Here is a 14,458-nt window from a genome sequence, read left to right on the forward strand (position 1 = left end):
ATGAAGCTAAAACCATTGGCTTTTTCGCTGCTTATTGCTTGTACCCCTGCGGCGCAGGCTGCAGAGTGGGATTATCCCGCAACGGACTTTGTGGTAACGAATGAAGCGCAAGCGAAAACTTATCTAGACTGCCACTACTCAGAAGCGGGCGAGTTTAAGTTCCGTTACAAAACCCAGTCTCAGCTTGGCGAGCATTACAATTTTGATGTTTGGGTTAACGGTGAATATCAAGCACAGCGCGCCCTCGTAGTCACAACCGATAAAAATCATCACGTTGTGCGAGTGTTTAAGAGCCTTGAAGATACGATCATTCGCAACGGTAAACCAACGGTTGCAATGGAATTGGAATCGCCTCGCCAACTACAAGCACAAGAGCCACCGGTTTTGAGCTCTGGAAGTCTGGTTGATGTTGAGGTTTCTTTATTCAACCCAGATCTTCGCACCATGCAACAGCAAGCGGCACCAGAATCGACGTGGTCAGCACTGTCTGATTACCCTCAGCCGATCGAGTACGTAACCAAGTCGATTGAGGTTTTAAAGTCCGGCGGTAAGTTCTATCTCTCTAACCCAAGATTAAAGCAAGTGGATGCGACGGGCTTATTTGCAGCCCCAGCACCTGGTGAAGCGCCTGTACTTGATACGTTGGACTTTCTCAGCGCAGAAGGGGTTCAAGCATTTGACAGTGTTGATGAGATGCAAAGCACCGAGTTTGGTGACAATGCGTTCCCGCAGTTGATGGCTTTTTATCATCTTGATAGCTCGATCCAATATCTGACAAGCCTGACTTACGACTTGTTTAACGAACCGCTTCGTTTTGATGCTCGCGGTTTATCAAAAGATAACTCTACTTACTATTACGGTCCGAAAGCACTCATGCTGGGTGTCGGTGGTGTTTCTCCGGATGCAGTCGATTCTGATGTAGTGATACACGAGCTTGGGCATGGCATTCATTACCAAATCGTACCGGATTGGGCGTACGGTCATACTGGTGCTATCGCAGAGGGTTTTGCTGATTACTGGGCGGGCAGTGTGAGCTACCGCACTCAATATTTGGATGCTTCGCGTCGCGGTCAAGAATTTGAGTTAGATACGGTGTTCAACTGGGACGGAGTGTTCGGAACACGCAAAACAACTCGTAGCTTATGGAACCAAAGAGCGCGTTATTTCGAGAGCTCAGAGTATCCAGCGCATGTTAGTGTGGGCGGTGAACTAGGTGACGAGCTATGGTCAACGCCACTGTTCCAAACGCTTAAAGCATCGGTTGAACGATACGGTGATGATACCGATAGCGTGTTCCGCGAGTTTGACGCCATTGTACTTGAAGGCATGTACGGGATTGGTCGTGGCGTGAAAATGCATGATCTTGCAGAATCGACCGTGTTTGCCGCAAACACTTTGTTCCCAAATAAAGATTACGCCCAATTCCTGACAGACAGCTTCAACAAACACAACTTACTTAAAGCGCCTCTTCGCGTTCGCTATGACGCTCGATACATCGCACAAGGTCAAGACGTTGGGGTGAGCCTGAGCCAAACTGGCCGTGAAGCGAGCATCAAAGGGCAATGGCTGCTAAACAACGCATCCGTGTTCGACTTTGATGAAACGCTTTCTGACTCAACCTCAATGAAGGTGGCGTTACCAAGCGGTCTGACGTGTGGCACGCAATTCGATTCCTCTATTTCATTGGATTACCAATTTGCAGAAGGCTTAAAGACTCATCAGTGGAATGAAAAGGTGATGCTGGTTAATGGTACGCCAGGGCTCGGTATCCAGCCTCAATCAGTGAATTCCGCTTTGCCAGAGCAGGGCGACAGGCTGTTCTCTCAGACGCTATCGGACAAGTCACGCACGATTGATGATTCGTTTGCGGTTTACCTGAACATCGAACATGACTCACTGCAGGATCTGCAAGTGACGCTTGTGTCTCCACAAGGCAAATCGGTCGTGCTACTAAGCCATCAATCAAGCAATACCAATGGATTTAAAGGTTACTTCACAGCTCAGTATGAAGAGGAGTTACAAGCGCTTGTCGGTCAACCGAGTTGGGGGACTTGGCGTCTCGAAGTGTCTGACCGCGTGTCAGGGAACTCTGGGGTGTTGAAAGAGTGGGGTGTGAGTCACTTTGCTCAGTATCAGTGCAGTGCTGATACCACTAAAGAAAGCAGTGGTGGTGGTTCAGGTGGCAGTAGTTCGCCTTGGACCTTGTTAGGACTTTTCCTGCTTTCAATGGTGAGAGTGATTCGCTCTCGTTAATTAAAATCAAAAGAAGATAAAATCTATGAAGTTTCAATATTCTTTCGTTGCTATGTCACTAGCCCTAGCTGGCTGTGGTGGTGGTTCTGGTGGTGACACGTCGGCACCGACCTATGATGTAGCTGGCACCATCGTTTCTGCAGGTACACTTCTTGATACGCCAGTGTGCATCGATTTAAACCAAAACTACGTTTGTGATACTACTGAACCGAGCACTAAAACGGATAATGCCGGTAAATTTAGCCTGACTTCAAGCGATAAAAACGTACTAACCAGCACCATTCTTGCTCAAGTTGATCAAGGTTCGAACCAAACGTTGCGTCTTGCGGCTCCGGGCCAAAATTTAGCAACGGGTAACACGGTCAATGGTGTAACAACGTTGACCGCAGGTCTTGTGGTTGACGGTAAAACCGTTGCTCAAGCTGAAGAGATCGTGAAAGCGCAACTCACCGATGCCGGCGTTTCTTTGTCTGGTACGGTAATGTCTAACGCAGAATCCAGCGAGCTAGACAAGCTAGAGCAAAACACGGTTGCGCTATTAGCTGCGATGCAACCACAACAAATGACCAAAGGCGTAGCGCTGCTTGCTCAAAGCCTTAGCTTCCAAGGTAAATCGTTGGCCTCTGATCTTCTGTCTGAAGCGGAAGTGAGTGCATTTGCTGAAGAAATTGCAGCGGTTGCTGAACAAACGGTTGGCAGCAACGATACGGGTGCCGTTCTTCATTTTGCTGATGGCGCAGCAGACGTTGCTGAGGTTCAAGCTTCTTACCCTGGTCAAGATGCGGAATACGGCTTCGACAAAGAGGACAAGCAAACGTCGACAGGCGCAGGCTTTAAGTTCGTTAAGCTAGATTCACAAGGTGCTGCTTTAGCTGCAGATGCGACTGAGTGGGCTTGTACTATGGACGAGCGTACTGGTCTTGTTTGGGAAAATAAGAGTGTGGATGCGAGCTCGGTTCAATTTAAAGATCGTACATTCGTGTATGAGTCAGCAACATTCAAACCGTATTACGAAGATCTTGAAGTCGTTGGTTGTGTGGATGCTGCTGATGGCATCTGTTCAACAAGCCAATATGTTGAACATATAAACAAGCAATCACTATGTGGCATTACTGATTGGCGCCTACCAACATACCAAGAGTTCTACGATGTTCTCGACTTAGGTGAGACAGAGAAAGATGCTGATGACAACGTTTACGGTCTGAGCATGGCTTACTTCCCGTATCAAGGTAAAGGTAGCCCAGACATTGAAACTGGCGCGATTTGGTTAGGCGACTTCACTTTTAACAACTATTCCGTTTACAACTACGAAGGCGCTCTGCAATTCCCTGTTGTGGCAACCAAAGGTGCAGACCGTGGCTATGTAAGCTTTGTTGAAATCTACTCTGACAAAGTTGAGCGTGATACTGGCACTTCTTTCCAATTCCCAATCCGTCTAGTAGCAGTAAAGGGCCAATAAAATGAAGAAATTAATGACCGCACTATCTCTTGTTTTGGCTTCTCAAGTGGTGATGGCTGCACAAGAGTGTTCCACTGATTTTGGAAAAACAGCACCAAACTCTCGTTACACCTACTCTGATGCTGGGACGGTAACTGACTTAAAAACGGGCCTAACGTGGATGCGTTGCCCTGTTGGCTCAACGTGGAATGCGGCAAATGAAGCCTGTGATGGCGCTGCGACTAAGATGTCATGGCAGTTAGCGCTATCAACCGCTGAGCAAATCCGCAATGAATCAGGCAACCATGCTTTGCATGATTTCGCGGGCAAAAAGAATTGGCGCTTACCAAACGTTAAAGAGTTGGTCGCGTTGACGGAACGTGCTTGCCATAGCCCTGCGATGAACGGCACTGCATTTGCAAGTGGTTACACGTTAGAGGTGGGTGACTACGCAGGCTACATCTGGAGTAACACTCCAAACGGTGACGGCTCAAACGTTATGGTGTTTGATTCATTTAACGGTGAGGTTTACAACTGGAGCCCACTAGACCCAACGAACACTTTCTCTGTTCTACTGGTCACTGACGAAGAATAACCACACCGTTGGATTTTCTCTAATCCGGATAATAAAAAGCTCCGCCAGTGCGGAGCTTTCTTCATTCCTAACCTTTGAAACTTATCGTGTTGAGCAGAACCTTTAAACTTGGAACTGCTTAAGTTGGTGCTTTTGATTTTCAGCCAAGCCTGACAACTCCTGCGCTGCAGCGGCAGATTGAGTGATGCCAGTTACGTTTTGGCTAACCAGCTCGTAGATGGTGCTTAAGTTGTTGTTGATGTCCGACGTGACTTGTTTTTGTTCTTCAGATGCCGTAGCTACTTGCGTATTAATTCCGTTCAGGTTTTCAATAGCATGCTGAATGTCGTTTAGCGACTGATTTACTGAACTTGCTAGCACTTGATTATCGTTCAGTAGCTCAAGGCTTGAGTTCATGCTCTCGTTCGCTTGTCCCGACTGTTGCTGCAGCTCCTCAATTATTACTTGGATCTCTTTGGTCGACTCTTGCGTTCTTGCCGCAAGCATTCGAACTTCGTCGGCAACAACCGCAAATCCACGACCGCTCTCACCCGCACGAGCGGCTTCAATTGCTGCGTTTAACGCTAGTAGATTGGTTTGTTCAGAGATACTTTCAATGACTTCAATTACTTTGCCAATTTGTTCTGATTGGTCTTTGAGTGAGGTCACAACGGTGGCTGCATCGTTAAGTTGTTGCGCCATTTTTTCACTAGCTTGAGTACTCTCTGCAAACATAGATAAGCTTTTAGCTGTAATATCACTTGCTTCGACAGCGGCATTGTCAGCTTGCTGAGCGTTCGATGACACCTCTGCAGCAGTTGATTCTAACTGATTGACTGCTGAAGCGACTTGCTCGACTTCTAGTTTCTCTTGATCTGAGTTAGCACTGCTTTGCGTCATTACGGTTGCAAGTTCGGTAGATGCTGATGCGACATCCTCACTGATTCTAACTAGTGAACCAACTGTGCCACGAAGTTGTTGGATGGTTTGGTTTACGTCATGCGCCAGTTGTGAGACTTCGTTTTTGCCCACTTCGTCTGCTTCTACCAACAAGTTACCTTTTGCTACTTCTTGCATGGTTTCTTGTAGGTTGCGGATTGGAGCAACAATGTAGCTCGCTAGCAGCCAACTGATCAAAGAGGCAATAGAGAGAATAACCACTAGAGATACCGTGCTATAGGTCAGGGTATCAGAGTGAAGAATGCCATTTTCCTCGACTTCATCGGTAACGATTTGGTTGAGCTTTTTAGACAAGTTGTCGATCGCTTTTATCATGGCTTCACCCGCAAGGCGGTATTGGCCCATTGCAGACTCGTACTCTCGTTCAAAGTCTGACGTGGTGTACTCAGAAGTATGCTTGGTATTGAGAAGGGGAGTCATGGTAACACGAGTAAAATCGACGTAGTGATTCATGGCGTCGCGCATGGCGTTTACTTCAGCCTGAATACCTTCAATTTGGTCGATAGAATTAAGAAACTCTCGGTTTCTTGTTTGGCGTTGCTGCAGTTCTTGGTTCAGTGTTTTGACATCTTCCGCCCTGAATAGACTATAAATCGCCTTAATGCGCATCGCGTAGGTGTTGTCTACGATAGAGCCCAGCTCTTCTTTATGCACGATAAGGTTATTGGTAGAAACCGTCACCTTGTCGAATGCTTGTTCTAACTTTCCTATGCCTATGCTTAAACCGACGATGAGAAGTATGACAGTAAAAAGTACGGGTACGAAAACCTGTGACTTAATAGACAGCGTACTAAGTAATTGACGCATGATTGACCCTCTAAAGATTAGAACTATTATCATTTTTGTAAATAAAACATCCTGATTCTAATTACTAGGCTTGATATATCAATCATTTAACGATGCTTATTTGTTATGAAATATATTAAAAGCGATGTGGTTGGCATTTTGTTATAACCAAATCATTGCAAAGTATTTTGAGCTCGAAAGTAAATAAAGTTTGATTGCTGATTTATTAAGCAGAAATGACAACGTGTCATAGAGCTTTCAACTAAGTGAAACACAACTGTCATATTTGGATTCTAAAGTGAGCACCGTTCAAGTGAAACACAACGGCAATAAGGCCACTTAAAGGAAATTGTGATGAAAAAGACAGTAATCGGTGCAATCGCACTTCTAGGCGCAATGGCAGTGACTCCTGTTTCTGCTAAAGAAACTATCTCTGCAGTGGGTTCTAGCAGCGTAACTCCACTGATGGAAGTTTTCTCTGAAACATACATGAAGACAAACCCGAATGTATTTATCGAAGTTCAAGGCCCGGGTTCATCAGCGGGTGTTAAAGCAGCGAAGAACGGTTCTGCTGACCTAGGTATGTCTTCTCGTAACCTAAAAGATTCTGAAAAAGAGCCAACGCTAAAAGAAGAAGCGGTTGCTCTAGACGGTATCGCAGTTGTTGTAAACCCACAAAACAAACTTACTGGCCTTACAGCTGAGCAAGTTACTGCAATCTACAAAGGTGAAGTAACAAACTGGAAAGACGTTGGCGGTGCAGACAAGCCAATCGTTGCTATCACTCGTGACACGGCTTCTGGTACTCGTGGCGCATTCGAAGACATCATGTCTCTAAAAATGAAGATTTCTGGTAAAAAAGTTTCTGCAATCTCTCAACGTGCTCAAGTTGCTAACGGTAACGGTGCACTGAAGACAATGGTTGCTTCTAACCCATACGCAATCGGCTACATCTCTCTAGGTACAGTTGATGGCTCTGTAAACGCACTTCCAATTGATGGTATCCAAGCTTCTGTAGACAACGTGAAAAACGGTTCTTACAAAGTTGCTCGTCCATTCCTTGTTCTTTACAAAGAAGGCAAGCCATCAGCTGAAACTCAAAAATTCCTAGACTGGATGCTAACTGAAGAAGCGCAAGCGCTAGTTGACCAAAAAGGTTACATCTCAGTTCACTAATCCCATCGGGACTCTAAAGTTTGCTCAGCCCAACGTTTCGGGCTGAGCCTTTTCTATCCATTGTGTTCGACGCCATTGCCAAGAACCGTGAGATTTTTATGACCATCGCAACAAATAGTGAAAAGCTTATGACTACTGACGCAAAAGCGATCAGCAAGCCAGGCCTACGCGAAAAACGCCGCGTAGACTGGAGAGAGCGCATCTTCCACGGCTTGTTCCTAACGAGTGCTGTAATCGGCATCATATCATTAGCAGTTATCGCATACTTCATCGTTCGAGAGAGTATCCCAGCATTCCAAGAAGCGGGCGTCTCGGGCATCGTTCTAGGCCAAAACTGGCTACCACCGGCACTGTACGGTGTTGCAACCATGATTGTTGCTTCTATCGTTTCGACAGCAGGCGCTGTTTTAGTCGGTGTTCCAGTTGGTGTCTTAACCGCTATCTTCATCGCTGAAATCGCACCAAAGCGTTTAGCTGACATCATCCGCCCAGCGGTTGAGCTGCTAGCCGGTATTCCTTCGGTGGTTTACGGTTTCTTTGGTCTGGTTATTATCGTTCCATTGATTCAGAACGTATTCGATGTACCAGCAGGTAACACTATCTTGGCCGGTATCATTGTTCTTGGTGTGATGATTCTACCAACGGTAATTACGGTATCTGAAACCTCTATCCGCGCGGTTCCTCGTACTTACAAAGAAGGTTCTTTGGCTCTGGGCGCATCGAAAATCTACACCATCTTTAAATTGCTCGTTCCAGCGGCTCGCTCAGGCATCATGACAGGTGTGATTCTGGGTATCGGTCGTGCGTTGGGTGAGACCATGGCGATCATCATGGTAATGGGTAACGCGCCGGCAATGCCAGAAGGCATCCTTGATTCGGCTCGTACGCTAACCGCAAACATCGCTATTGAAATGTCTTACGCAAGTGGTGTTCACGCGAACGCACTTTACGCTACAGGTGTGGTACTTCTGGTCTTCATCATGTCGTTGAACGCTGTACTACTGTACCTAAACCGAGAAAAAGCGAAGTAATCGCTTGTTAAAGGTGACTATTATGGATCGCGCAAAACTGAAAAAAGCACGCCAGTTCAAAGATAATGTCTTTAACGCATTTGTCTGGATCTCGGCAGCACTAACGGTAGGTTTCTTGTTCTGGATTATCTGGTACATCCTATCAAACGGTCTACAACACGTAGATTGGAACTTCATTACTGATAACTACACGCGCACAGGTGAAGAGCACGGCATCTTCCCAATGATTGTGGCGACAATTTATATGGTTATCGCTTCTATCGCAGTGGCGGCGCCACTCGGTATCATGACGGCAATCTACTTGACCGAATACGCGAAAGTGGGCAGTCGTTTAGTGAAAATCATCCGATTCTGTACTGAGTCGTTGGCGGGTATCCCGTCGATCATCTTCGGTCTGTTTGGTATGACTTTCTTCGTGGCGATTCTTGGCCTTGGTTTCTCGATTCTATCGGGTGCATTGACGCTAAGTATCCTAATCCTGCCAGTTATCATCCGTACGACGGAAGAAGCGTTGATGGCAGTACCACAAACGTACCGTGAAGGCTCTTACGGCCTGGGTGCATCTAAGATTTACACTATCTGGCGTTTGATTCTTCCGAGCGCAATGCCAGGTATCTTAACCTCGGTCATTCTAAGTATTGGTCGTGTCATTGGTGAGTCTGCTCCAGTATTCCTGACAGCAGGTATGGTTGCACGTATTCCTGATTCTCTATTGGATTCAGGTCGTACATTAACCGTTCACTTATACAAACTGACTACCGAACTGTTTACCATTGAAGAATGGAATCAGGCTTACGGTACCGCGACAGTTCTGATTGTTGTTGTTCTATTGATCAACATGTTCACAAAACTGATTGCACGACGTTTTAACACCGCAACTTACTAACAAAACGAATTAAGAACGCACGTTAAAAGACACGAATTCAAGATTTAAGAGATTAAGAAAATGAACAAGTTTGATATTGAAAACCTAGACCTATTCTACGGTGAAAACCAAGCACTGAAATCGATCAACCTGCCAATTCCTGTTCGCCAAGTGACGGCGCTTATCGGTCCTTCTGGTTGTGGTAAGTCAACACTACTACGTTGTTTGAACCGCATGAATGATCTTATTGAAGGCGTAAAGATCACGGGTAAGCTGTCAATGGATGGCGAAGACATTTACGGCAACATTGACGTTGCTGACCTTCGCATCAAAGTGGGCATGGTATTCCAAAAGCCAAACCCATTCCCAATGAGCATCTACGAGAATGTGGCTTACGGCCTGCGCGCTCAAGGCATCAAAGATAAGAAACACATTGATGAAGTGGTTGAAAGTTCACTTCGCGGCGCAGCACTGTGGGACGAAGTAAAAGATCGTCTTAAGTCACACGCATTTGGTCTTTCTGGTGGTCAGCAGCAGCGTCTTTGCATCGCACGTACCATTGCGATGGAACCAGATGTGATTCTGATGGATGAACCAACATCGGCACTTGACCCAATTGCAACACACAAAATCGAAGAACTGATGGAAGAGCTGAAGAAGAACTACACCATTGTTATCGTGACTCACTCAATGCAACAGGCGCGTCGTATTTCTGACCGCACTGCGTTCTTCCTAATGGGTGAACTGGTTGAGCACGATGACACACAGGTGATCTTTAGCGAACCAAAAGACGACCGTACTCAAGGCTATGTAAACGGTGACTTCGGTTAATCAACCTATTTATTGGCATATACACAAATAACTATAAGCGATGGTACTCTTGCCCCTCTTGATGAGGGGCTTTTTTTCATCGTTAGGCTGATTGTTTTCTCAACATTAATAATCTTCATCATGAATCATTTTTGCGCCGGTATTTTGCAGTATGTAATTCTGATGAAACATCTGTCTAAAAATGTTGAAAGGTTCGCGAATGTGAAATTAAGTCCATATTTTTTGCGAAAGACTTAACAGCTCAACTTGGATTCCATTGATTGCATATCACCAGCTAAGTAGTTTTTTATTGAAAATAAAAAAGTAGATTAGGTTGGCCAGGTGAGTTTAAAAAGTTTTACGAGGACGGTTTCTTCCACGAGAGACCACAGATTATTGGCGGAGGCCATATTCAAACATCTAGAGCAGCACTTTTCTCCAGGTGCCATCGCTATTTTTGATGACCCGTTAACGAACTCGTCTGGCTCGGTAAGGTTCTCACGAGGTGATTTGTTCCCTATTCAAGAATATCCGCAAGCCTTTTGGGAATGGGCAAACCAGTTTGATACCTCAGAGAGCATCATTCCCTTGGCTATCAATACATGTAACTGGAACCATGCCCAAGATTTGGGGGGCGAGAGCTACATTATGATGCTCGACAACACGCCAATTAAACGAACCTACCTACTGATCCAAAACGTTCAAGCTCGCTCCGCCCACAACATCTATGAAGAAAGTTACGATGCAATGCAACTGTCAGCGGCTCGCTGGCAATGTATTCGTGCAGAAAAGAACGCCTCCCTTGAAATGAAGCACCGCGACGTGCGTGAAGCTCAGTACGTGGATGAGCTAGGGCAACGTGAGCGTTTTATCGAGAACATGAAACTGGTGCAGCAAGTCGCGCTGGATATCTCTAATCCTGACTCCCTAAAAGATCTCTATTTAAAAGCGGTGGAAGCACTGCGCGAGCGATTGGGCTTTGATCGTTCAACCCTGATGTTGCTCGATATGAAAAAACGTAGCTTCAGCGGTACTTATGGCACCAACGAGTCGGGCAGCACGATTGACGAGTTCCACACTCAGTACGATTTACATCAATTAAGTGAAGAGTACATTGCGGCCCTTTCGAGCCCGGAACGTAACTTGGTTATCGTCGATGATGCACCCATTTATACCGCGGGCAAAGTCGTCGGGCAGGGGTGGAATGCGATGTTGATCTTGCGCGACGGTAATGAACCTTTTGGCTGGTTTGCCTTGGATAACTTTATTCACCGTAAGCCGATTACTGCTTACCAAAAACAGATGTTGGAATCCTTTGGCTCTTTATTCTCACAGATCTTCATCCGTAAACGCCAAGAACAAAATGTACGTATGCTTCATTCCAGTATGGTTGAGTTATCACGCTGTACCACGGTAAGTGATGTGTGCAAATCCGCCGTCACATTTGCGATTAAGAACTTAGGCATCGACCGAATGGCGGTGTTCTTGACCGATGAAAATTGCTCTTATATGCAAGGCACTTGGGGAACCGACATCCAAGGTAACGTGGTTGACGAATCTTACTTTTTTGGTGAAACCCAAGATTTCTCTTTGATTAACTTAGCCCGATCGATGCCAAACGAAGTTGCTTTTGAGGAATCGGTTCCTATCTATCATGACTGTAAAATTGCGGGCTTTGGCTGGGCGGCAATGACGGTGCTGACCTCGAACAGCAGTGGCCCCATTGCCTTTATCGCGGTTGATAACCTTTTGACTCGTGCTCCTCTCACTTCTCAACTGCGTGAAGTGATTCGAATGTTTGCCTCCAGCTTGGCTGAGGTTCTTCAACGTACACAAGCGCAAGAGGCCATCCGAGAATTGAATGAAAACCTAGAGCTCGAAGTTAAGAACCGAACCAAGGAACTGCAAGAAGCGAATCGACAACTGGAGATTTTATCCAAACTCGACCCATTAACGCGCTTAGGTAACCGCCGTATGCTGGAGCATGTGATGCAGAAGTACTGTTACCTCGAGCACGATGAGCTCATGTCTTTTGGCTTGATTCTTATCGACATTGATCACTTCGGCTTGTTTAACAACCATTACGGGCATTTAGAAGGCGATATTGCGTTGATGCGCATTGGTAATATCCTCGAGCACCATACTAAAGATGAAGACGAAGTCTTTTGTCGCATTGGTGGGGAAGAGTTTGTCTTGTTGATGATTGGATCGAGCCAAGAAGAAGTTCGATTACGTGCTGAGTGCATTCGTCGTTGTATTGAGGAAGAGGGTATCAAGCATTGTCATAATCCAGAAGGTGAATTGCTGACGGTGTCGGTTGGCTATTCTTGCTATCAGGCGCAAGGAAAAGACTTCAATTTTGACCACCTCTATCAGCTTTCGGATAAAGCCCTTTACCAAGCCAAAAATAGCGGTCGAAACTGCGTGTGCATGTTTGAGGCAACAGACCAAATCGTGGCTTAGGTAAGCAGGCACGAATAAGAGAGAAATAAAATGGCAGCTCGATGTGAGCTGCCATTTGTCGTCTTAGTATTTAAAGAATTTACTAGAGCTTTTCTAGCTGGTGGCTAGGTTTGCTTTTCTTCTCTTTAGCCAGTTGTTTGACCTTGGCGATCAGAGAGTTAGGTTTCCATTCCTGTTGCGTTGAACTAAAGCGAGAGTGGTTCATCACATTCAGTTCTTCTTTTACTGCTTTCACTGCTTCAGACTCATTGCTGAGGTGGTGAGTGTTTAAGTAGTCGTTAACTGCTCTTTCAATCTTGACGCTATCACCTTGTTTGATGATGTTTTCTAGATCTTGCAATGATGAGCCGTGAGTCGACGTCTCAACTTTTTCTGCCTTTGGCGACCCACGTTTTTTCCAAAGCCCAAACGCAATCGCTGATGAGACAAGCCACAGCAAACCAAATACGAATGTCAGCGTTTTCCAGATAGAATCCACACCACCTTGAACCACAGGGGCAGATGTTGTCGCTGGTTGTGCTGGTAACGCACTTTCTGGCAGCGTGATTAAGCCACTATCGCTTTTCTCGACATTAAGCTTCAGCGATGTGATATCAGCTTCTCTTGCTTGGTCACGGTTACTGTCCCACCAATTTAGGCTGTAACCCGGCAGGGTAAGATCGCCAGCTTCAGTCGGAATCAACACCTGTTTGACTGTCATGGTTACCGTTCCATCGCGTGAGGTTTCAAACTGCGGTTGCTCTGGATAAACACGCAAAGTAGTAGGGTAGACGATACCAATGCGAGGTAAATACTCTGCCTGAGTTCCGCGAGCTCGGATGCGGATCGTACGTGTGATCGATGTGCCCTGTTTTACAGTGTTAACTCTAGTCGCTGATAGTGGATTACCTTGCTCATCTTGCCAGCTTTGTGTCATTTCCAGTGCGGAAGCTGGTAGCCAGTTACCTTTAAAATCCTTCGGAATAGGCTTCACAGTAATCGGCATTTGCTCTGCTTTGGTATTGATTGGCATGACCTTGGTAGAACCAGTCAGGCTGTCGCCGTAGATGTAAGAACCAGTCAAACGAGGCCCCACCAGTGTGTAAGATCCCGGCTTTTCAGCTGTGATGTTGAAAGCTTGCTCCACAACCGTCACTTCAAGCCCATCAATGATGCGCTGGCCTTGCTTCATGTCACTGGCTGGCTCAATTTTCATTCCTTCAATGCTTGGTGGCACGATTTGCGGATTATCTAAGCGACGAGGATCGACTTTTATCGCCAATTGCATGCGAAGTGTCGCTGACTGCTGCGGATACAAAGTGTGGCTATCGACACTCATATCGAAGCTAAACAAATCTTCTAGGCTAGGTTCTGCTTGGTTTTTGGTTACTCGTAACTTAATTGGCTCGGTCTTCATACCGTCTGCAGAAAAGCTCGGAATGGTGACGACGCCTTCTTTCATCGGTGCAATCGAGATGCTCCATTCCGTTCGAACGGTTTTGTGGCCATTAATGTTATTGCTTGAACGACCGTAACGAGGCTGCCCTAAAAAAAAGTCTTGTTTCAATACATCGAAATCAATCGCGTCTGAGCCAAGCTCGGTATCTGCCATGATCCTTAAGTTGATCACTTCGTTCTTCGCCACCTGAGTTTTGTTTACACTGGCTTGAAGGCTTTGTGCGAAAACCGAAAAGCTGGTCAGTAGGCTGGCCATTAGAACAAAGACCAGTTTGGCGCCTTTTTTCATCATGGACTTACCACTCCTTATTTGATTGTTGTGGACGCTGTTTTTGTTGCGCTTGAAGTTGCATTTGAGCTCGAATCAAGAAGCTAGGGTCACGTGCGCTTTCTACCGCTTCGAGGCGGCGGAATTCAGGATCATCCTGAGGCGTTTTTTCGGGTTGAGCTTGCGCCTGTGTAGGTTCACCTTTTTGTTGTTCACCTTGCTTTTCTACTTCGTGTTCGGCCTTTTTCTGCTTAGCTTTTTGCTCGGATTTCTCATCTTCTTTTTTATTTTCAGTATCTTGCTGATTTTGTGACTGCTGTCCTTGCTCTTGTTTAGCATCATTCTGAGACTTTTGTTGCTGCTGTTGCTGCTGTTGCTGCTGTTGCTGCTGTTGCTG

General features: G+C 46.0%; 10 protein-coding genes and 1 pseudogene. 8 read left to right on the forward strand and 3 right to left on the reverse strand.

Annotation, left to right across the window (positions count from 1 at the left end; all coding sequences use genetic code 11):
• From QTO06_RS18645 to QTO06_RS18655, 3 genes are read left to right on the forward strand one after another with little or no spacing between them, the layout of a single operon-like run.
• On the forward strand, positions 1 to 2,253 hold the full coding sequence (locus QTO06_RS18645) for a proprotein convertase P-domain-containing protein (protein WP_331409320.1): 2,253 nt from the start codon (positions 1 to 3) through the stop codon (positions 2,251 to 2,253).
• 25 nt (positions 2,254 to 2,278) lie between these two features.
• The gene (locus QTO06_RS18650; protein ID WP_331409322.1) at positions 2,279 to 3,712 is read left to right on the forward strand and encodes an Lcl domain-containing protein; all 1,434 of its coding nucleotides are present in this window, start codon (positions 2,279 to 2,281) and stop codon (positions 3,710 to 3,712) included.
• A gap of 1 nt (position 3,713) precedes the next feature.
• Positions 3,714 to 4,286: an Lcl C-terminal domain-containing protein gene (locus QTO06_RS18655; RefSeq protein WP_331409324.1), complete on the forward strand. Its 573-nt coding sequence runs from the start codon at positions 3,714 to 3,716 to the stop codon at positions 4,284 to 4,286.
• Between the two features lie 102 nt (positions 4,287 to 4,388).
• On the opposite strand, the gene QTO06_RS18660 is transcribed toward QTO06_RS18655, so the two are convergent.
• Positions 4,389 to 6,032 carry a methyl-accepting chemotaxis protein gene (locus QTO06_RS18660; RefSeq protein ID WP_331409326.1) on the reverse strand — a complete coding sequence of 548 codons (1,644 nt, stop codon included), beginning with the start codon at positions 6,030 to 6,032 and terminating at the stop codon, positions 4,389 to 4,391.
• 333 nt (positions 6,033 to 6,365) lie between these two features.
• On the opposite strand from QTO06_RS18660, the gene QTO06_RS18665 reads away from it, so the two are divergent.
• The 5 genes from QTO06_RS18665 (at position 6,366) to QTO06_RS18685 (ending at position 12,356) form a co-directional block, all read left to right on the forward strand.
• Positions 6,366 to 7,187, forward strand: a complete 822-nt coding sequence (locus tag QTO06_RS18665) for a phosphate ABC transporter substrate-binding protein (RefSeq protein ID WP_331409327.1) — start codon at positions 6,366 to 6,368, stop codon at positions 7,185 to 7,187.
• Positions 7,188 to 7,285: 98 nt separating this feature from the next.
• Complete coding sequence (gene pstC / locus QTO06_RS18670; RefSeq protein ID WP_331409328.1) at positions 7,286 to 8,218, forward strand: phosphate ABC transporter permease subunit PstC; 933 nt, start codon at positions 7,286 to 7,288, stop codon at positions 8,216 to 8,218.
• 22 nt (positions 8,219 to 8,240) lie between these two features.
• On the forward strand, positions 8,241 to 9,104 hold the full coding sequence (gene pstA, locus QTO06_RS18675) for a phosphate ABC transporter permease PstA (RefSeq protein WP_005441059.1): 864 nt from the start codon (positions 8,241 to 8,243) through the stop codon (positions 9,102 to 9,104).
• A gap of 60 nt (positions 9,105 to 9,164) precedes the next feature.
• Complete coding sequence (gene pstB, locus QTO06_RS18680; RefSeq protein ID WP_005432159.1) at positions 9,165 to 9,914, forward strand: phosphate ABC transporter ATP-binding protein PstB; 750 nt, start codon at positions 9,165 to 9,167, stop codon at positions 9,912 to 9,914.
• A 375-nt stretch (positions 9,915 to 10,289) separates the two neighbouring features.
• A complete protein-coding gene (locus tag QTO06_RS18685) occupies positions 10,290 to 12,356 on the forward strand; it encodes a sensor domain-containing diguanylate cyclase (RefSeq protein ID WP_331409329.1) in 2,067 nt (688 codons plus the stop codon).
• 82 nt (positions 12,357 to 12,438) lie between these two features.
• On the opposite strand, the gene QTO06_RS18690 is transcribed toward QTO06_RS18685, so the two are convergent.
• Positions 12,439 to 14,085: a BatD family protein gene (locus tag QTO06_RS18690; protein ID WP_331409330.1), complete on the reverse strand. Its 1,647-nt coding sequence runs from the start codon at positions 14,083 to 14,085 to the stop codon at positions 12,439 to 12,441.
• 4 nt (positions 14,086 to 14,089) lie between these two features.
• Positions 14,090 to 14,458, reverse strand: a pseudogene (locus tag QTO06_RS18695) (hypothetical protein); the annotation flags it as partial.

The organism is Vibrio sp. M260121 (assembly GCF_036533715.1).
Lineage (GTDB): Bacteria > Pseudomonadota > Gammaproteobacteria > Enterobacterales > Vibrionaceae > Vibrio.